Source organism: Flavobacterium sp. TN-1 (assembly GCF_052828645.1).
In genome coordinates, this window is sequence record NZ_CM128253.1 from 855,873 (window position 1) to 876,304 (window position 20,432).

At 30.4% G+C, this 20,432-nt stretch carries 11 protein-coding genes; 9 read left to right on the plus strand and 2 right to left on the minus strand.

Translation table 11 applies throughout. From position 1 onward, the window contains the following. The first annotated feature begins 38 nt into the window (after positions 1-38). The 5 genes from ACUXZJ_RS03545 to ACUXZJ_RS03565 all read left to right on the plus strand — a co-directional run bounded on the left by ACUXZJ_RS03545 (position 39) and on the right by ACUXZJ_RS03565 (position 10,479). Positions 39-3,392 (plus strand): DUF4175 family protein, encoded by a 3,354-nt coding sequence (locus ACUXZJ_RS03545; protein WP_060383733.1) that lies wholly within the window; start codon positions 39-41, stop codon positions 3,390-3,392. Continuing rightward, the gene (gene ybeY, locus ACUXZJ_RS03550) at positions 3,379-3,801 is read left to right on the plus strand and encodes an rRNA maturation RNase YbeY (RefSeq protein ID WP_060383732.1); all 423 of its coding nucleotides are present in this window, start codon (positions 3,379-3,381) and stop codon (positions 3,799-3,801) included. The genes ACUXZJ_RS03545 and ybeY overlap by 14 nt, the downstream gene beginning before the upstream one ends. 124 nt (positions 3,802-3,925) lie before the next feature. Then, on the plus strand, positions 3,926-5,797 hold the full coding sequence (gene mnmG, locus ACUXZJ_RS03555) for a tRNA uridine-5-carboxymethylaminomethyl(34) synthesis enzyme MnmG (RefSeq protein ID WP_063743485.1): 1,872 nt from the start codon (positions 3,926-3,928) through the stop codon (positions 5,795-5,797). A 94-nt stretch (positions 5,798-5,891) separates the two neighbouring features. Beyond that, positions 5,892-6,743 carry a class I SAM-dependent methyltransferase gene (locus ACUXZJ_RS03560; protein WP_063743486.1) on the plus strand — a complete coding sequence of 284 codons (852 nt, stop codon included), beginning with the start codon at positions 5,892-5,894 and terminating at the stop codon, positions 6,741-6,743. Between the two features lie 3,154 nt (positions 6,744-9,897). Further along, positions 9,898-10,479: an OmpH family outer membrane protein gene (locus tag ACUXZJ_RS03565; protein WP_060383729.1), complete on the plus strand. Its 582-nt coding sequence runs from the start codon at positions 9,898-9,900 to the stop codon at positions 10,477-10,479. A gap of 44 nt (positions 10,480-10,523) precedes the next feature. On the opposite strand, the gene ACUXZJ_RS03570 is transcribed toward ACUXZJ_RS03565, so the two are convergent. Both ACUXZJ_RS03570 and ACUXZJ_RS03575 read right to left on the minus strand, forming a co-directional pair. After that, positions 10,524-10,907, minus strand: coding sequence for a hypothetical protein (locus tag ACUXZJ_RS03570; RefSeq protein ID WP_060383728.1), 384 nt, complete (start codon positions 10,905-10,907; stop codon positions 10,524-10,526). A 4-nt stretch (positions 10,908-10,911) separates the two neighbouring features. Continuing rightward, the gene (locus ACUXZJ_RS03575; RefSeq protein ID WP_060383727.1) at positions 10,912-12,060 is read right to left on the minus strand and encodes a DNA polymerase III subunit; all 1,149 of its coding nucleotides are present in this window, start codon (positions 12,058-12,060) and stop codon (positions 10,912-10,914) included. Between the two features lie 622 nt (positions 12,061-12,682). Between ACUXZJ_RS03575 and ACUXZJ_RS03580 the strand changes: the two genes are divergently transcribed. From ACUXZJ_RS03580 to ACUXZJ_RS03595, 4 genes are all read left to right on the plus strand, one after another. Beyond that, entirely contained in the window at positions 12,683-13,090 is a 408-nt protein-coding gene (locus ACUXZJ_RS03580) for a hypothetical protein (RefSeq protein WP_088420112.1), read from the plus strand. A gap of 72 nt (positions 13,091-13,162) precedes the next feature. Beyond that, positions 13,163-14,446, plus strand: a complete 1,284-nt coding sequence (locus ACUXZJ_RS03585; RefSeq protein WP_060383725.1) for a hypothetical protein — start codon at positions 13,163-13,165, stop codon at positions 14,444-14,446. Between the two features lie 171 nt (positions 14,447-14,617). Then, positions 14,618-16,027, plus strand: a complete 1,410-nt coding sequence (locus tag ACUXZJ_RS03590; RefSeq protein ID WP_063743487.1) for a T9SS type B sorting domain-containing protein — start codon at positions 14,618-14,620, stop codon at positions 16,025-16,027. 17 nt (positions 16,028-16,044) lie between these two features. Further along, positions 16,045-20,403 (plus strand): PorP/SprF family type IX secretion system membrane protein, encoded by a 4,359-nt coding sequence (locus ACUXZJ_RS03595; RefSeq protein ID WP_446195801.1) that lies wholly within the window; start codon positions 16,045-16,047, stop codon positions 20,401-20,403. The last annotated feature ends 29 nt before the right edge of the window (positions 20,404-20,432 follow it).

The following is a 20,432-nucleotide window of genomic DNA, read 5'->3' on the forward strand; positions in this document are numbered from 1 at the left end:
TTTACTAACTTTATAGGTTATAATTAAAGTATTTAATTTTGGAATCAAAACAACTCATATTTGCTAAGTTAGAAAGTTTTATTAAGAAATATTATACCAATGAATTGCTTCGTGGTAGCTTATTTTTTATAGGATTAGGTTTGCTCTATTTTTTAATTACCAACTTTATAGAATATTTTCTTTGGTTACAACCTATTGGAAGAAGTATTTTATTTGGATTGTTTATTCTAGTAGAATTCTTCTTATTAATTCGTTTTATAATCATTCCCTTATTTAAATTATTTAAGCTTAAACAAGGATTGAGTTATGAACAAGCTTCTTTTATAATAGGCAAACATTTTAATGAAGTAAATGATAAATTAGTTAATTTCTTACAGTTAGTAAAAGATGCTAATCAATCCGAATTATTATTAGCTTCTATAGATCAAAAAGCAAAAAGTTTACAACCTATACCTTTTACAAAGGCAATAGATTTTAAAAAGAATAAAAAATACATTCCTTTAGCATTAATTCCTTTTCTGATTATTTTATTTTTTATGATTTTAGGGAAAGAAGAATATTTGGCTCAAGGTATGAATCGTGTTGTTAATTATAATAAACACTTCTCCCCTCCTGCTCCATTTGAATTATTTATTAAAGATTCATTGGTAACACAACAAAATAAAGATTTTACTTTAACTGTTTTTTCGAAAGGTAAAGTAAATCCAGACAAAGCAATTATTGTTATAGGAAATGAGCAATATTTTATGGAAAATACTGCCCCAGGTATTTTTAAATACACATTCGAAAACCCCTTAGCTGATATAAAATTTTACATTCAATCAAATGAAGTAATTAGTAAAAACTACTATTTAAAAGTAAATTCTATTCCTGCTATTACCCATTTTCAAATGGTATTAAATTTCCCAAGTTATTTAGGTAAAAAATCTGAATTAATTAGAGGTACTGGCAATGCTATTATTCCTGAAGGAACTACTATAACTTGGACTATTAAGGCTCAATATACCGAATTAGTTCAAATGAATATAAATAAGTCCTTAGATCATTTTAATAGGCAGAATAATAGTTTTATCTTAGTTAAAAAAATCAATCAAAATTCAGATTATCAAATAGTTACTTCAAATAAATCAGTTAAAAACTTCGAAAAATTAACTTATTCTTTAAATGTTATTAAAGATCAATATCCAACTATTAAAATTGATAACACACCTGATAGTTTACATATTTCTAAACCTTACGTAGTAGGTCAAATTTCGGATGATTACGGATTTCATCGTTTAAGTATTGTTTATTATCCTAAAGGAAAAGTACATGAAGCAAAACGTGGAACCTTATCATTTAAACAAGGGATATATGATAAATTTGTTTTTAGTTTTCCTAGTTCCCTTCCTATTAAAGCAGGAGTTCAGTATGAATATTATTTTGAAATTTCAGATAATGATGCTTTAAATGGTTTTAAGATTTCTAAGTCTTCTGTTTTTTCTCATCGTGAATCAACAGAACAAGAGAAGCAAGAAGAATTTTTGCAACAACAAAATGATCATATTAATAGTCTTTCAAAATCTTTAAAACTACAAGATAAACAACAATCAGAATTAGAAAAGCTACAACAAGTAGGAAAAGAAAAAAAAGAATTAGACTATAAAGAACAACAGAAAGTAAATGATTTTATCAAACGTCAAAAACAACAAGAAGAAATATTAAAAAATTACGCTGAAAAAATAAAAGAAAATTTAGATCAGTTTAAGCCAACTTCTAAAGATCCTAAAAAAGAAGAATTAGAAAAACGCTTAGATAATGTTCAACAAGATTTAGATAAAAATAAAAAATTATTAGATGAATTAAAAGAATTAAACGAAAAATTACAGCATGAAGAACTATTCGATAAAATAGAAAAATTTCAGCAAAAATCTAAGAATCAAACTAAAAGTTTAGAACAGTTAGTTGAACTAACGAAACGCTATTATATTGAACAAAAGGCAAAAGAATTAGTAGATAAACTAGAAAGATTAGCTGATAAACAAGAAGAGTTATCCAACAGTAAAGATAATAATGAAAAGCAACAAGAAGAGTTAAATAATTCTTTTGATCGTTTGCAAAAGGAATTAAGTGATTTAGATAAAAAAAATAAAGAATTAAAAAAACCACTTTCAATACCTTCTGATAATGAAAAACAAAAAAGCATTGATGCTGATATGAAGAATGCAAGTAACGAATTAAAAGCTAAAAATAATTCTAAGGCTGCTGCTAAACAAAAAAGTGCATCGCGTAAAATGCGTCAGATGGTACAATCAATTGAAAAGGAGATGCAAGGTGGTGATAAAGAACAAATGAGTGAGGATATAAAAATGCTTAGACAAATTGTAGATAACCTACTTGAATTTTCTTTTTCAGAAGAAAAGTTAATGAATAATTTTAAAAGTATTAATGGTTCATCTTCTTCATTTTCTAAGCAGATTAAAACACAACAAGATTTAAAAAATCAATTTAAGCATGTAGATGATAGTCTATTTACCATGTCATTACGTAACCCTAAAATTGGAGAAAAAGTAACCAAAGAAATAGGTACTATTTATTATAATTTAGATAAATCAATAGAATACTTTACAGAAAATCAAATATCACGTGGAATGTCTAGCCAACAATACACTTTTACTAGTGCTAATAATTTAGCTAATTTATTAGCTGATATTTTAGATAATATGCAAATGTCTATGTCAGGATCAGGGCAAGGCACTCCTAGTCTTGGAAAAGGAAAAGGCTCGGGTATGCAATTACCAGATATTATTATGAAACAAGAAGAGTTAATGAAAAAAATGGGAAAAGGTAAATCACAAAAACCTAGCTCTTCTGGATCCTCTGGTAATGGCGAAGGTGAAGGGAAAGAAGCAGGAGGTAACAAGTCAGGTACTCAAGGAAATTCAAATTCTAAAGGAGGAAATTCAAAACAAAATAATTCAGGTGAAAATGGTGAAGGGAATGCAGAAGATATTATAGGTATTTTAAAAGAGCAGCAACAATTACGAGATGCTTTAGAAAAAGAATTAAACAAACAAGGTTTAGGAGTACAAGGACAGAATGCTATAGATCAAATGAAACAGCTAGAAAAACAATTAATAACTAAAGGATTCAATCAACAGTTAGTACAAAAAGCATTGCAATTAAAATACGAACTATTAAAATTACAGGAAGCAGCACAAGAACAAAACCAAGATAATAAAAGAGAAGGGATTACTAATAAAAGAGAATTTCAAAACACCTCTTCTCCCCTACCACAAAAGTTACAAGAATATTTAAATAGTATAGAAATATTAAATAGACAAAGCTTACCTTTGCGCTCGCAATTTAATAAACGTATTCAAGAATATTTTAAGCAAAATGATAAATTATAATTATGAAACTAATTTCTTGTTAGATAATGAGATAGCTTATACAGAGTGGATTGAATCTGTTATAGAATCAGAGAATAAAGAGTTAAACGAAATTAATTACATCTTCTGTGATGATGAATATTTATTAGAGATTAACAAACAATATTTAGACCATGATTACTACACAGATGTTATAAGTTTTGATTACACAGAAGAAGGCTTAATTGCTGGTGATATTTTTATATCTATTGACCGTGTAAAAGAAAATGCTAGTAATTTAGGTATTTCTTTTGAAGAAGAATTAAAAAGAGTTGTTATTCATGGAGTGTTACATTATTGTGGATATAAAGATAAAAACCCTATAGAAGAAGAAATAATGCGCTCAAAAGAAGATGAAAAAATAAAGATGTTTCACGTGAAACATAATTAATAACTTTAGTTCCACGTGAAACAAATAAAATTTGTTTCACGTGGAACTTTTTCTTTTTTTAAACTGTTTCACGTGAAACAGTTTAAAAAAAGAAAATATAAAATAATTATTTTAAAGATATATAATGTTTGTAGAGAATTATGATGTAATTGTTGTAGGGGCTGGGCATGCTGGTTGTGAGGCTGCGGCTGCAGCTGCTAATTTAGGTTCTAAGACTTTGTTGATTACGATGAGTCTTCAGAATATAGCGCAAATGTCATGTAATCCAGCTATGGGTGGAATTGCAAAAGGGCAAATTATTCGTGAAATTGATGCTTTAGGAGGTTATTCTGGTATAGTGTCTGATAAGACAGCAATTCAGTTTAAGATGTTAAATCAATCCAAAGGACCCGCAATGTGGTCTCCGCGTTGTCAGAGTGATCGTATGCGTTTTTCAGAAGAATGGCGTTTGATGTTAGAGCAAACACCTAATCTTGATTTTTATCAAGAAATGGTTGTTGGTTTAATTACTGAAAAAGAACGTGTGATAGGGGTTAAAACTGCTATAGGATTGTTTATTTACGCTAAGACAGTTGTTCTAACAAATGGTACTTTTTTAAATGGTTTGATTCATATTGGTGAGAAACAATTTGGAGGTGGTAGAGCTGGTGAAAGTGCTTCTTATGGTATAACCGAAGATTTAGTTCGTTTAGGGTTTCAAGCAGGTCGTATGAAAACAGGTACACCGCCTCGTGTAGATGGTCGTTCTTTAGATTATTCTAAAATGCGTGTAGAACCAGGAGATTTAAATCCAGCTAAGTTTTCTTTTTCCGATTCTACAAAGTCTTTGGTAAAACAGCGTGATTGTTATATGACTTACACCTCTCCTTTAGTGCATGAATTGTTGCGTGAAGGTTTTGATCGATCTCCTATGTTTAATGGTAGAATTAAATCTTTAGGTCCTCGTTATTGCCCGTCTATAGAAGATAAAATTAACCGTTTTGCCGATAAAGATCGCCATCAACTTTTTGTTGAACCAGAAGGTTGGAATACAGTTGAAGTTTACGTAAATGGATTTTCTACTTCCCTTCCTGAGGATGTTCAATTTAAAGCATTGCGCTCAGTAGAAGGTTTTGAAAATGTAAAATTCTTTAGAGCAGGATATGCAATAGAATATGATTACTTTCCTCCTACTCAATTAAAACATACTCTTGAAACGAAAATAATTTCAGGTTTGTATTTTGCAGGACAAATAAATGGTACTACAGGATATGAAGAAGCAGCTTCTCAAGGTTTAATGGCGGGTATAAATGCTGCTTTAAAAGCACAAAATCGAGAAGAATTTATATTAAAAAGAGATGAGGCTTATATAGGTGTGTTAATAGATGATTTAATAACGAAAGGTACAGAAGAACCTTATCGTATGTTTACATCTCGTGCAGAATATAGAACCTTACTTCGTCAAGATAATGCTGATTATCGTTTGACACCTAAATCACACGCAATAGGTCTGGCAAGTTCAGAACGATTAAAACGAATGGAATATAAATTTAATGAAGCTGAAAAAATGGTTGCTTTTTTTAGAGAAACATCTGTTTCTGTAAAAGAAGCAAATCCTATTTTAGAATCTAAACTAAGTTCTCCTATTACCCAAGGAGATAAAATGTTTAAAATTTTTTCTCGACCTCAGATAGAAATGGAGGATATGATGAAATTCGAAAAAGTTAAAGAATATGTAGATTCTAATGATTTAGATCAAGAAATTATAGAACAATCAGAAATACAAGTTAAGTATTCAGGCTATATAGAAAAAGAAAGAGCTAATGCTGAAAAATTGCATCGTCTAGAAAATATCCGTATTCCAGATAATTTTGATTACGATCAATTGAAATCTTTATCCTATGAAGCACGTGAAAAACTAAAAAAAATACGTCCAGTTACTATATCACAAGCATCACGCATTAGCGGTGTATCCCCTAATGATATTTCTGTTATGTTAGTTTATATGGGTAGATAATCTTTTAAAAAATCAAAACAAAAGGATATTTTGTTTCACGTGGAACTTTTTTAAAAACTAAATATTCTTTTAAAACCAAAGTTTTATTATACAAATGAATTTTTCAGAACAAAATAGTTATATAAAAGTACAAGATCATTCCGTTTCTAATGAAAATTTTAATTTATTATTAGATCCTGAAACGGAATTATTAAAAACGGATCCTCAACCCTCTTTAGAACGTTTAGGGTTTTATTATGAAAGTGAAGACTATATTTCGCATACAGATGGTAAACGTTCTTTATTTGAACGTTTATACCATTTAGTGAAATCTTATGCTTTAATAAAAAAAGTAGCTCTAGTTAGTAGTATTCATAAAACAAAAGGAATTATTCTAGATATAGGTGCTGGAACGGGCGATTTTTTAGTTACTGCAAAAAATGCAGGTTGGATAACAAAGGGATTTGAACCTAATGTCAACGCTCGAAATTTAGCTTTATCAAAAGGAATAGAATTAGTAGATACTACCCAATCAATATCCGAGCGTTCCATAGATGTTATTACAATGTGGCATGTTTTAGAACACGTACCTAATTTAGAAGAACAAATTCAAGAATTAAAACGTTTATTAAAACCTAATGGAACTTTAGTAATTGCGGTTCCTAATTATAAATCCTATGATGCAGAATATTATGGGAAATATTGGGCAGCTTATGATGTACCTAGACACTTATGGCATTTTTCTAAAAAAAGCATGGAAAAATTATTTGGTAAAAATAAAATGAAAATCACTCAAATTCACCCTATGATTTTTGATAGTTTTTATGTTTCACTTTTATCTGAGAAATATAAAACAGGTAAAATGAATTTTTTAAAAGCTTTTTGGATTGGATTAAAATCAAATATTAAAGCTGGTGCTAAAAAAGAGTTTTCTTCTCATATTTATATCATAAAGAATGATGATTAATTAAAATAAATAATTTAATACAGAAAAGCGAATCAATTGATTTGCTTTTCTTATTTGTATTCTAGTTTTTATAGTGTGAATTTTATGCCTCTTGTCTATTTTTTTAAAAGACTTAGTTTTAATTTTAACTGATTTATTCTCTACTCTTTACTCTTCACTCTTTACTCTCTACTCTTTACTCTTTACTCTTTACTCTCTACTCTTTACTCTTTACTCTCTACTCTTTACTCTCTACTCTTTACTCTCTACTCTTTACTCTCTACTCTTTACTCTCTACTCTCTACTCTTTACTCTTTACTCTTTACTCTTTACTCTTTACTCTTTACTCTCTACTCTTTACTCTCTACTCTTTACTCTCTACTCTTTACTCTCTACTCTTTACTCTTTACTCTTTACTCTCTACTCTTTACTCTTTACTCTTTACTCTTTACTCTTTACTCTTTACTCTTTACTCTTTACTCTTTACTCTTTACTCTTTACTCTTTACTCTCTACTCTTTACTCTTTACTCTTTACTCTCTACTCTTTACTCTCTACTCTTTACTCTCTACTCTTTACTTTCTACTCTTTACTCTCTACTCTTTACTCTCTACTCTTTACTCTCTACTCTTTACTCTCTACTCTTTACTCTCTACTCTTTACTCTCTACTCTTTACTCTCTACTCTTTACTCTCTACTCTTTACTCTCTACTCTTTACTCTCTACTCTTTACTCTCTCTCTCTCTCTACTTTACTCTACTCTTTACTCTCTACTCTTTACTCTCTACTCTTTACTCTCTACTCTTTACTCTCTACTCTTTACTCTCTACTCTTTACTCTTTACTCTTTACTCTCTACTCTTTACTCTCTACTCTTTACTCTCTACTCTTTACTCTCTACTCTTTACTCTCTACTCTTTACTCTCTACTCTTTACTCTTTACTCTTTACTCTTTACTCTTTACTCTTTACTCTCTACTCTTTACTCTCTACTCTTTACTCTCTACTCTTTACTCTCTACTCTTTACTCTCTACTCTTTACTCTCTACTCTTTACTCTCTACTCTTTACTCTTTACTCTCTACTCTTTACTCTCTACTCTTTACTCTCTACTCTTTACTCTCTACTCTTTACTCTCTACTCTTTACTCTCTACTCTTTACTCTTTACTCTCTACTCTTTACTCTCTACTCTTTACTCTTTACTCTCTACTCTTTACTCTCTACTCTTTACTCTCTACTCTCTACTCTTTACTCTCTACTCTCTACTCTTTACTCTCTACTCTTTACTCTCTACTCTTTACTCTCTACTCTTTACTCTCTACTCTTTACTCTCTACTCTTTACTCTCTACTCTTTACTCTCTACTCTTTACTCTACTCTTTACTCTCTACTCTTTACTCTCTACTCTTTACTCTCTACTCTTTACTCTCTACTCTTTACTCTCTACTCTTTACTCTCTACTCTTTACTCTCTACTCTTTACTCTCTACTCTTTACTCTCTACTCTTTACTCTCTACTCTTTACTCTCTACTCTTTTCTCTACTCTTTACTCTCTACTCTTTACTCTCTACTCTTTACTCTCTACTCTTTACTCTCTACTCTTTACTCTCTACTCTTTACTCTCTACTCTTTACTCTCTACTCTCTACTCTTTACTCTCTACTCTCTACTCTCTACTCTTTACTCTTTACTCTTTACTCTTTACTCTTTACTCTTTACTCTTTACTCTTTACTCTTTACTCTTTACTCTTTACTCTTTACTCTTTACTCTTTACTCTTTACTCTTTACTCTTTACTCTTTACTCTTTACTCTTTACTCTTTACTCTTTACTCTTTACTCTTTACTCTTTACTCTTTACTCTTTACTCTTTACTCTTTACTCTAAAAAACTCTATTTTTATTCAAAAAATAACTTTTTTCATTCAAAAAAGGATTTTTATGGTTATTTTTATAAAATGTTCCACGTGAAATTCAAAATAAGATTTTATATTCACATTATCTAAAAAAAGAATTTTATGCTATTTGTTCCACGTGGAATTTTTTTATAGAATAATTTTATATGTCAATTAATTATTTAAATATATCAACCCTGTTTTATTTTTGATTTCATGATGTATTTTATTATGAATATAAAAGGGTAAAATGATAAAAAGTCCTCCTCATATTTAAAACCATCATTATTCGTAATGAATTTTTACTACAGATTTTTATTTATTAATTTTAAGTTGTTTTAAAAATCTCAAGATTATAGTTATTATGAATCTATAAAGATTAAAAGAAGAATGCTGAAAATTTATAAAATTTATAACCTTATGAAATTATCTTTTTACAATTCCGTAATCTAATTTTTTAAAGAGTTCTGATCTCTAAAAAAAGTAACTTAATCTTTTAGCTTGTCATTTCTATCGTATGTAGAAATAAAAAGATAGCAATCTTTAAGAATCTTTTCACCTAATAATTTAAATACTTTGTTCCACGTGAAATTTTAATTTTTTCCTTTAAAATTGATTGTTACGTTTTTAAGGAATACTTCCTATATCATATTATCTTTTAAATACTATTTAAATTAATTGTAAGAGTTTATAAACTATTTATAAATATGTATTATTGTTGTTCTCTTAAAAGAGCTTTAGAACAAGTTTATTTAAGTCGTTTTAATACTATTTTTTAAATTCTAATATTTATAAAAAACACCATTAATTTTTTACTAAAACCATTTAGTAAAAAAACAAACTAAAAATATTCTGTTTTTAAAAAATAATATAAAATTACTACAATTTATAGTTTTATTTATTTCTATCAATTTTACTTATTTATTACCTCTTTACTTAAATTATTAACAAATAACATAAAAACGGATTTTTTTAAAACTATTTTTTACTATTAATACCTTTTATAATCTTTATTTTGACCTAAAAACTAATTACAGCTGATTTAAAGAACTTTTATTTCAGTTGGTATATTCGTTATAGATTAAAGATTTAAAATAGCTTAAAACGAGTTTATTTAAGTGGTTTTTTATCAAGAATTATTATTATTTAGTTTATTTAAATAAGTTTTTACTATTTTAATTTTATAGTCTATTTTCTATTATTTTTTGATATTAATTCATTTATTTTTTGTATCGAGTATTTTAGAATAAAAGTTTACTTTTACAAAAAATTAAAAATCAGAAATAGAATGAAAAAGCTTGTAATGATGGCGGTTGTTTTATCTGCCGTAGTAGGGTGTAATAAAACAACCGAAGCTAAAGAGGTAAAAACAGCTTATATAGACACTGTAAAACTTATGGAAGATTATACTGAAGCAAAAGAATTACAGGACAAATTCAAAACAAAAGGAGAAGTTAAAGGACGTGAGTTAGAAGTTGAAGCTAGAAAATTAGAAGCAGAAAAAGCTAATTTCCAACAAAATGCAATGGCCAAAGGACAAGCATGGGCACAACAAAAATATGCTGAATTACAACAACGTTCGCAACAGTTAGCTTATGCAGAACAAGCTATAGCACAACAATTACAAGCAGAAGGAGGTTCCAAACGTGACTCAGTTGTTGAAAAAGTAAGAACTTTTATCAAAGATTATGGAAAGAAAAAAGGATATGATTATATATATGGAACAGGAGATGCAGCAAGTGTTTTATATGCAAAAGATAGCTATGATATAACAAAAGAAGTTGTAAAAGCTTTAAACGAAAAATATGCTTCAGAAGGTAAAAAAACAGAACCTAAAAAAGAAGCTGATAATAAAGAAGTTAAGAAATAAAAAAAGGGGGCAATACATACAGTATTTGCCCCTTTTTTATAAAATTATTGTAAAATATAAACAGCAGATACAGCAGGGATAAAATAAATAACAATAGTTCTTGCCCCATCATAATCTTTGGCTGTTCTCTGACCAAATAAAAGCATTAATAGTGTTACACATGAAACAACTGCACCATATTTTCCAAATGTTGTGCCTCCGTTTACCAATAATTCTATTCCTCCTACTATACAAAGAATACCAGCTATAATTTCAAATATCAATAAAATATTTAAAGAAATAGATACCATACCATCAAAAAAAGTATTTTTAAAATGTTCTTTTAACCAATTTAAATTCCCTTGATAATCAATGAATTTATCATATCCTGATTGTAGAAAAGTAATAGCTAAAAAAGCTAAAAGAAGTAAGCTAGCTAGATTGTTCATAATATTAATTTTTATGGATTAAACGTGTTAGTTTTATAGATAAATCAGTTAATATAATTTTAGAATTACCATTACGTTCAATATGATAAATGGCATCATTTAATTCTTTGTATATTTCTTGTATATTCCGCCCCGTAATAAAAGGAGCAAATTTTTTTAAATCAAATCCTTGTATACCAGATTCATAATAAACTAAGTCATCAGCTTGATAATTTAATAAAACAGCTTGACGAAATATTTCAATGCAATAACTCAAAAATTTCTTTTGATTTTCTCTTCCAAGCTTAGCTATTTCTTCACTCCAGTTTATCAAATCCTGTATAGCACTTGCATTGCCCTTCGCTCTAAATGCAGCTCGTACCCAATTTACAAACCATTGTTCAAATGGAGCATCTTCATTTTGATGAGAACTTAATTGTAAAGCCTTATTATAATTACCTTGTGATTTATGGGCAATCTTCATAGCTTCTTTTTCATCAATTCCTTCATATTCAACTAAATGCTGAGAGATAGCAGATTCACTTAATTTTCCAAAATTAATGACTTGACATCTTGAACGAATCGTTTGCAATAAGTCTTCTTCATTTTCTGTAATTAAAATAAAAAGTGTTTTATCTGTAGGCTCTTCAAGTAGTTTTAGTAATTTATTAGAAGCTGCAATATTCATTTTATCAGCCATCCAAATAATCAAAATCTTATACCCTCCTTCATAGGATTTTAGAGCTAATGATTTTAATATTTCTGAAGCATCCTCTACCCTAATTTCTCCTTGCTTATTTCCTACACCTAATTTATCGTACCAATCAAACAAACCACCGTATGGTTTTTCTTGTAAAAATTCTCGCCAGAGTGGTAAAAAATCTAAACTTTTAGGCTTTGATTTTACATCTTCAGTTGTAACCGTTGGATAAACAAAATGTAAATCAGGGTGAGAAAAATGCTCAAATTTTATATTACAATTATCTATACCTCCTTGATTTTCAAATCCTTTATTTTGACATAGTATATACTGAGCATAAGCAATAGCAATTCTTAATACGCCACAACCTTCTGGTCCAACAAATAATTGTGCATGAGGAACCCTCCCGTGGCTAGCACTAGTTAATAAATGATTTTTTACATGTTGGTGACCTACTATTTCTTTAAATAACATAAAAGCAAAAGTAATTACTTATTCTATTATAATTTTATTCAAAAATAAAAATTATAACTCATTAAGAAATCTTATTACATGACTTCAGAATATAAAATCTAAAGGGATTTTAATAAATAAATTAAAAATAATTTTCTACATCCTGCTTAAATAAGCCTAAAAAAGCAAAGATCTAGAACTATAGCAAATATTAGCTAATAAAAAAGATCAAATAAACACAGATAAAAACTAATTTTTTAACAATAATTAGACTTTAAAACATATTTAAAAAACAATATAATTCACAAAATGTTAATTTTAAAATATAACTAAAATAAATTGTTAGATATAATTAAAAAAAAGCTATATTTGTATTGACGTAAATTAATAGAGATTGTCTTCTACTAGTGAAATTTATAAAAGTTAAAAGATATTTTTTTATGATAAAATAAAATTTGGCACGCTTTTGGTACTATGGTTTAAAAATGAATGCATTTATTTTTTAGTTTGCTTTTAAAATTGTTAACAAATTCAAATAAAAAATTGTTAATTCAATTTAAAAGTATATTTTTGAACAATTAGAACTTTAATAACTGAAATTAGAAGAATAACCATGAAGAAAATTATCTTTTTAAGCTTATTTATGCTTTTCGCAGTAGGAAATATAAATGCTCAAGCAAAAAAGCCAAAAAGTATCATCAGTACTAGTGGTGCGGCAATTAAAAAGTTCCATGAGAAAAGTGAATTAGATGGTATGCCTAAGGGACAACTTTTGGAATTATACAAAGAACGAATCAGGGTACTTGTAAACATATTACCTTACCTAGCATTAACTAACAAACCAGGTATGACTATGCAAGATGTAGGTATTCCAGACAGCTCTGATAATAATAGTGCCTTGGATAAACAACAAGAAAACATAGTTGCTTTTGTTAATTCAACGATTGCGTTTCAATCAACAATGGTTCCTTACGCCGATAAAGGCAATTTAGTAGCCTCTATTTTATATTATGAAAATATGTTACGAGAATTAAATCAATTGTATGAATAATAATTTAAAAAAATAATTATAATAAGAAAAATTTTACTATATTAGCGTAAATTTCTAAAAACTTGACCCCCCATGAAGAAATTGCTTAACTTAAAATGGATCGCTTTGTTTGCAGTAATGACTGCAACTGCGCAGCAAGAAAAAGGTATAATAGGATCTTCTAACTGGTTAAATAACTGGACAGATTTTAAACCTTCTAAGACAGAATACAATGAGGCAACCGAGATTTTGTATGGAAAAATCACAGCCAACAAAACATTACAAAAAAGAAATACCTACTTGCTACAGGGTCCAGTGTATGTGACAGCAGGTGTAACCCTTACAATTGAACCAGGTACAATCATAAAAGGGGATGCAGAAACTAGTGGAGCATTAATTATATCTAAAGGTGCAAGATTAGAAGCTAATGGAACAGAAACAGATCCTATTGTATTCACTTCAAATAAACCTGTGAAAAAACCAGGAGATTGGGGTGGGCTTGTGATCCTTAACGATGCTCCAATTAATAAATTTGGTGGTGTAGCGTCCATGAATTATGATTTAGATCCTGCACAAACTATCTACGGAGGAACTAATCCTATGGCAAATTCTGGTGTATTACGTTTTTTAAGAATTGAATTCGCAGGAAAAAAAATAAAAGGATTTAAAAATTACAACGCTTTAACTTTAGCTGGAGTTGGTAACAAAACAGTGATAGAGCACATAATGACTAGCTTTTCAGCAGGAAATGGAATAGAGGTACTAGGTGGCGATACAAGCCTCAAAAATATGGTTACCTTACGCGTTTCTGGAGATGATTTTAAGTTTAATCAAGGTGCTCAAGTTAAATTAGATAACTCTTTAGTAATAAGACATTCACTATATTCAGGAGCATCTAGAACAAGATGTATCAATGTAGTAGGATATGATAAAAAAGAAGAAGCAGATTTCTCAAAACCTTCTACCAATGTTGTCGCAACGAATTGCACTTTGGTTAATAACTCAGAAAGTTTTGATTTAGATCTTGCTAGTGGATTAGTAAAAGAAGGTGTTTTCGTAGGTGCCAATACTTCTTTAAGTTTGAAAAGAAGTTTAATATCAGGATTTGCTCCTGCTACCATTCTAGATAGTGAAATTAATCCAGAAGCTGGAGGATTGAAAAAAATAGGCTTTTCAGAAGTATTTTTTAATAACTGTAAAGGAAATATATTCCTAGCTAATTCCTCAAATAATGATGATTTAGAAGATTTTTATGGAAATCCTCAGTTTTTAAATCTATACGAAAAAACACCTAATGCTGAGTTATTTATTAACCCAGTAGAGTCTAAATCTCCAGATTTTAGATTAAAAGTAGGTAAATTTACTGCTGGGAAATAATTTATCTCTAGATTATAGTATTATAACTTTAAATCCATTGGCAGTAAATCTACCAGTGGATTTATTTAGTTTAGGATCAAATTTAATTTAGATTAGAAGTTTATGAATCATACATTATTTCGTAATTTTTTTAACAAATATTTTTTAATCGTCTTTTTATTTTTCTTTACAATGGAAAATAAAGGACAGGCTTTTGTAAATGCTCCTTTTAAAAATTTTGCAAATATTTGTGCATCTTCTAATTTTAATAGCTATTCGATTAGTTTTGATTTTAATGGATTTAATGCAGGAAATGTTTTTACTTTAGAAATGTCTGATCCAGAAGGAGATTTTACTAAATTAACACCCATTACAATTCTTTCCTCTCAAGTCAATACTAGTCCAGGAAAAATTACTTTTAAAGTTCCCGAAAATGCTACCACTGCTGGAAAATCATATAAACTAAGAATAAGAACTACCTCACCAGCTATAACAAGTTCTCCTACATCGCCCTTTCATGCCTATTATTGGATTTACAATGATAAAATTAATATCTTAGATGATGGCAATGGTAATTTAAGTATTTGTGGAGCAAATGGTGTCTTAACTATAAGTGATAAAGCCCCTTCTCCCCTACAATATAAACAATTGCAGTATATATGGAAAAAAGATGGAATTGTAATGCCAAATGAAAAAGAATCAAAAATAAATGTTACACAATCAGGTAAATATAGTGTACAGATAGATTATGGAAATTGTAATAGTACAGTTGGATTCATAGCTTATTCACAAGAAGTAAATGTTGTATTTACTAGTAATACAATTCCCTACTCTATATCATCTAGTTTAGGAACAACCGTTTGCCCTAGTAATCCAACTACTTTAAGTACAACAGCTGGACAAACCTATCAATGGTATCGTGATGTACAAGGAAACGGAGATTTCTTAAAAATTGACGGAGCCACTTCTCATAGTTTTAAAACAGCTGATCCAGGTGTTTATAAAGTAATAATTAGCCCTGGTACTGCTTGTGAATCTACTTCTACCAATACAATTAAACTAGAATCGACTAATTTTAATTTGGCAATAAATGCTAAATCCATAAATTATTTAAAGAAAAACGAAACAATTAATATTAATGCGACTACCACAGCTATAAATCCAACTTACGAATGGTTTTTACCAAACGGGTCGACTCCCACAGCCACAACTCAAAATTTTACAGTTACTAATGACACCAATTTTAAAGAAGGTATATATAAATTAATTGTCAAACAAAATGACCCAAGTTGTCTTTATACCAAAACAATACAATTTAAAATAATAGAAGGAGTAGAATCAGTTAATATTCCAAATGTTATAAGTCCTAATGATACTAATAACGAAAATGATACATGGGTTATACCCACAGAATATAAAAATGATTCAGTAGAAGTCCTAATTTTAAATAGCTATGGTAAAGAGGTTTTTAGAATGAAAAATTATGATGATTCTTGGCCTGAATCAACTATAGAAGTAAAAGATATCAACCCAATTTATTATTATATTATTTCAAAAGATGGTAACCCTTTAAAAAAAGGGTCTATTACCATTCTTAAATAAATTACATATTAAAAACTATGAAATTAAAGAGTTTTAGCCTTTTCATAATCAGTTTAGTTACAATAGAACTAAGTGGTCAAACACCAGTAAATGGAGTTAGACCATTTGATGTTTTAGCTAAAAATTCTTTAAAATTTAATAAATTTATTATTAATCCCAGTTTTAGTCATGTCAGAGAAGATGAATCTTTTATTAGTTTTTACAATAAAAGAAAATGGATTGGGTTTGAAAATTCAAGAACCGATTATTTCTTTAGTTTATCAGGAAAAATTCAAGAATTAAACGCTTATGGAATAGGATTATTTCAAAACAATGAAAGCATCTATTCTACATTTGGGATGGTAGGAAATTTTGCTAGAAATCTTGAAATTCTTCAAGATTCTAATCTTACTTTAGGCTTAAATATAGCTTATCTTAATAGTGGTATTAATGCAGGAAAAATAATTACAAATGTACCAGAAACTATATTGAATAACTTATCTAAGTACTCTTTAGTTTCTATTAATCCAGGAATTAATTTTGGTACAGGCTTTTTTGATATAGGTATAGTAGCTAATAATTTATTCCTGTACAATTTTAATCCATCTGGAATAGTACAAGGTAATCCTGCCAAAAATTTTGGATTACACGCCATGTATACAGGTTATATAGATCGTGATGGTATTTTAGAAAAAGCTAAGTTTTCTGCTTTAGGTCGTGCTGAAATAGGAACAGCTTATTCAGGATTTGGAGTTTCATTGCTCTTTAACGCTCCCAAAGCAGGTTGGATTCAAGCAGGTTATGATAATTTAAATGGTATAAATGCAGGTATTGGATTTATTTTAGCTAAAAAAATATCCGTTGGTTATGGAATTGAAAAACCTTTAGGAAATCTTTCTAATTTTGGATTATCTCATGAATTTACGTTAGCCTATAAATTGAGAGGTTATGGTGATTATGAAGATGAACGACCAATTGTAAAAGCAAGTGCTAGAACAAATCCAAAAGCAAGTGATAAAGCGGTTCCTGTTAAAAAGAAAAGTCCGCAAGAATTAGCGAAAGAAAGAGCTGCTGAGTTAGCATTAAAGCAACAACAAGAAAAAGCACGTTTAGAAGCAGAACGCTTAAGAAAAGAAAAAGAATTAGCAGAAGCAAAGGCAAAAGCCGAACAAGAAGCTCGATTGAAAGCAGAAAAAGATCGTCTAGCTGCTCTAAAAGCAAAAGAGGAAGCCGAAGCTAGAGCTAAAGCCGAGATAGAAGCTCGATTAAGAGCTGAACAAGATAAAAATAAAGCATTATCAGAAGCAGAACGCCAACGTCAGGAACGTTTGGCCAATGAAGCTAGACTAAAAGCAGAGGCTGCAGCTAAATTAAAAGCCGAGCAAGATCGTCTAGCAAAAGAAAAGTCCGAAGCAGCACGTTTAGCTAAGGAAAAAGCGGAAGCAGATGCAAAAGCAAAAACGGATGCACTAGAACTTAAAAAAGCTGAACAAGATCGTCTAGCAAAAGAGAAAGCTGAAGCAGCACGTTTAGCTAAGGAAAAAGCTGAAGCAGATGCAAAAGCAAAAACGGATGCACTAGAACTTAAAAAAGCTGAACAAGATCGTCTAGCAAAAGAGAAATCCGAAGCAGCACGTTTGGCCAAGGAAAAAGCGGAAGCAAATGCAAAAGCAAAAACGGATGCACTAGAACTTAAAAAAGCTGAACAAGATCGTCTAGCAAAAGAGAAATCCGAAGCAGCACGTTTGGCCAAGGAAAAAGCGGAAGCAAATGCAAAAGCAAAAACGGATGCACTAGAACTTAAAAAAGCCGAGCAAGATCGTCTAGCAAAAGAGAAAGCTGAAGCAGCACGTTTAGCCAAGGAAAAAGCGGAAGCAGATGCAAAAGCAAAATCAGAAGAACTAGCACGTGAAAAAGCCGAGCAAGATCGTTTAGCAAAAGAGAAATCCGAAGCAGCACGTTTAGCTAAGGAAAAAGCGGAAGCAGATGCAAAAGCAAAATCAGAAGAACTAGCACGTGAAAAAGCTGAACAAGATCGTCTAGCAAAAGAGAAATCCGAAGCAGCACGTTTAGCCAAGGAAAAAGCGGAAGCAGATGCAAAAGCAAAATCAGAAGAACTAGCACGTGAAAAAGCCGAGCAAGATCGTTTAGCAAAAGAGAAATCCGAAGCAGCACGTTTAGCTAAGGAAAAAGCGGAAGCAGATGCAAAAGCAAAATCAAAAGAACTAGCACGTGAAAAAGCCGAGCAAGATCGTTTAGCAAAAGAGAAATCCGAAGCAGCACGTTTAGCTAAGGAAAAAGCGGAAGCAGATGCAAAAGCAAAATCAGAAGAACTAGCACGTGAAAAAGCCGAGCAAGATCGTCTAGCAAAAGAGAAATCCGAAGCAGCACGTTTAGCCAAGGAAAAAGCAGAAGCAGATGCAAAAGCAAAATCAGAAGAACTAGCACGTGAAAAAGCCGAGCAAGATCGTCTAGCAAAAGAGAAATCCGAAGCAGCACGTTTAGCTAAGGAAAAAGCGGAAGCAGATGCAAAAGCAAAATCAAAAGAACTAGCACGTGAAAAAGCCGAGCAAGATCGTTTAGCAAAAGAGAAATCCGAAGCAGCACGTTTAGCTAAGGAAAAAGCGGAAGCAGATGCAAAAGCAAAATCAGAAGAACTAGCACGTGAAAAAGCCGAGCAAGATCGTCTAGCAAAAGAGAAATCCGAAGCAGCACGTTTAGCCAAGGAAAAAGCAGAAGCAGATGCAAAAGCAAAATCAGAAGAACTAGCACGTGAAAAAGCCGAGCAAGATCGTCTAGCAAAAGAGAAATCCGAAGCAGCACGTTTAGCTAAGGAAAAAGCAGATGCAAAAGCAAAATCAGAAGAACTAGCACGTGAAAAAGCCGAGCAAGATCGTCTAGCAAAAGAGAAATCCGAAGCAGCACGTTTAGCTAAGGAAAAAGCAGAAGCAGATGCAAAAGCAAAATCAGAAGAACTAGCACGTGAAAAAGCCGAGCAAGATCGTCTAGCAAAAGAGAAATCCGAAGCAGCACGTTTAGCTAAGGAAAAAGCGGAAGCAGATGCAAAAGCAAAATCAGAAGAACTAGCACGTGAAAAAGCCGAGCAAGATCGTCTAGCAAAAGAGAAATCAGAAGCAGCACGTTTAGCCAAGGAAAAAGCAGAAGCAGATGCAAAAGCAAAATCAGAAGAATTAGCACGTGAAAAAGCTGAACAAGATCGTCTAGCAAAAGAGAAAGCTGAAGCAGCACGTTTAGCTAAGGAAAAAGCGGAAGCAGATGCAAAAGCAAAAGCAGAAGAACTAGCACGTGAAAAAGCCGAGCAAGATCGTCTAGCAAAAGAGAAATCCGAAGCAGCACGTTTAGCCAAGGAAAAAGCAGAAGCAGATGCAAAAGCAAAATCAGAAGAATTAGCACGTGAAAAAGCCGAGCAAGATCGTCTAGCAAAAGAGAAATCTGAAGCAGCACGTTTAGCTAAGGAAAAAGCGGAAGCAGAGGAATTAGCGCGTAAAGAAGCTTCAAAAACAGCAGAAGATAAAGAAATAGATAATTTATCAGGAGTTATAGAGGATTCTCAAAAATTACAATCGGAATCAATTAAAAAATTCCAAAGTATAGTGGCTGAGAAAGAAAAAGAATTAATAGCCATGCGTAAAGCAAATGATGATTCAGAAAAAGGAATTGTAGCCCCTGCTCAAGAAGTAGAGTTTAAGAGTATGAGTCAAGCTAATAAAGCTATAGAATCGTTAAAAAATGAAATTGCACTTAATATAAAACAACAAGATCAATTTATTGCCGAATATCAGAATTTAGCAGCAGAACGTTTGAAAAAAATACCAAATAAGAATGACGTAATTAATCAATCGTATCTTAAAACAATAGAAAAATTAAAGCAAGATAAAGTTCGATCAGAAGAAGAGAGCAAACAATTAATTACTAAATTAGAAGATATTAAAACTCAAACAGAGATAGAAAAAAGACGTCGTATTAAGAAAGCTAATTTTGAAGATGCTTCAGCAAAGTATCAAAAAGATCGCGCAACCTTAAGTCAAATAAAGACAAGTACAAGCGCAACAGGTCAATCTTATAAAGCAGCTGATTTTGATTATGGAGATAGTGATCAGATTAATATGCAAATTGTAAAAAATGTTGCTAATGAAAAACCTGGTTTTTATATGGTATTAGCTACCCATAAAGATGAAGCAAGACGTGACGCTTTTATTAAAAAAGCAATTCAAGCAGGAGAAAAAAATATTGATTTCTTTTATGATGTAAGTACAGGTACCTATTTCATTTATAGTAGTCATTATGACGAAATAAATGAAGCAGATGAAGCTATGAAAAATAAAGGAGAAAAACCTTATAATGGTAAGATGGTGATTATTAAAATAGAAAAATAATTATTTTTTAGATTGTATGTGATTTGTTA

Coding starts and splice junctions, on each gene's coding strand:
- ACUXZJ_RS03565 (WP_060383729.1), top strand. CDS start 9,898: ATGAAAAAGCTTGTAATGATGGCGGTTGTTTTATCTGCCGTAGTAGGG.
- mnmG (WP_063743485.1), top strand. CDS start 3,926: ATGTTTGTAGAGAATTATGATGTAATTGTTGTAGGGGCTGGGCATGCT.
- ybeY (WP_060383732.1), top strand. CDS start 3,379: ATGATAAATTATAATTATGAAACTAATTTCTTGTTAGATAATGAGATA.
- ACUXZJ_RS03580 (WP_088420112.1), top strand. CDS start 12,683: ATGCTTTTCGCAGTAGGAAATATAAATGCTCAAGCAAAAAAGCCAAAA.
- ACUXZJ_RS03575 (WP_060383727.1), bottom strand. CDS start 12,060: ATGTTATTTAAAGAAATAGTAGGTCACCAACATGTAAAAAATCATTTA.
- ACUXZJ_RS03585 (WP_060383725.1), top strand. CDS start 13,163: ATGAAGAAATTGCTTAACTTAAAATGGATCGCTTTGTTTGCAGTAATG.
- ACUXZJ_RS03560 (WP_063743486.1), top strand. CDS start 5,892: ATGAATTTTTCAGAACAAAATAGTTATATAAAAGTACAAGATCATTCC.
- ACUXZJ_RS03590 (WP_063743487.1), top strand. CDS start 14,618: ATGGAAAATAAAGGACAGGCTTTTGTAAATGCTCCTTTTAAAAATTTT.
- ACUXZJ_RS03595 (WP_446195801.1), top strand. CDS start 16,045: ATGAAATTAAAGAGTTTTAGCCTTTTCATAATCAGTTTAGTTACAATA.
- ACUXZJ_RS03570 (WP_060383728.1), bottom strand. CDS start 10,907: ATGAACAATCTAGCTAGCTTACTTCTTTTAGCTTTTTTAGCTATTACT.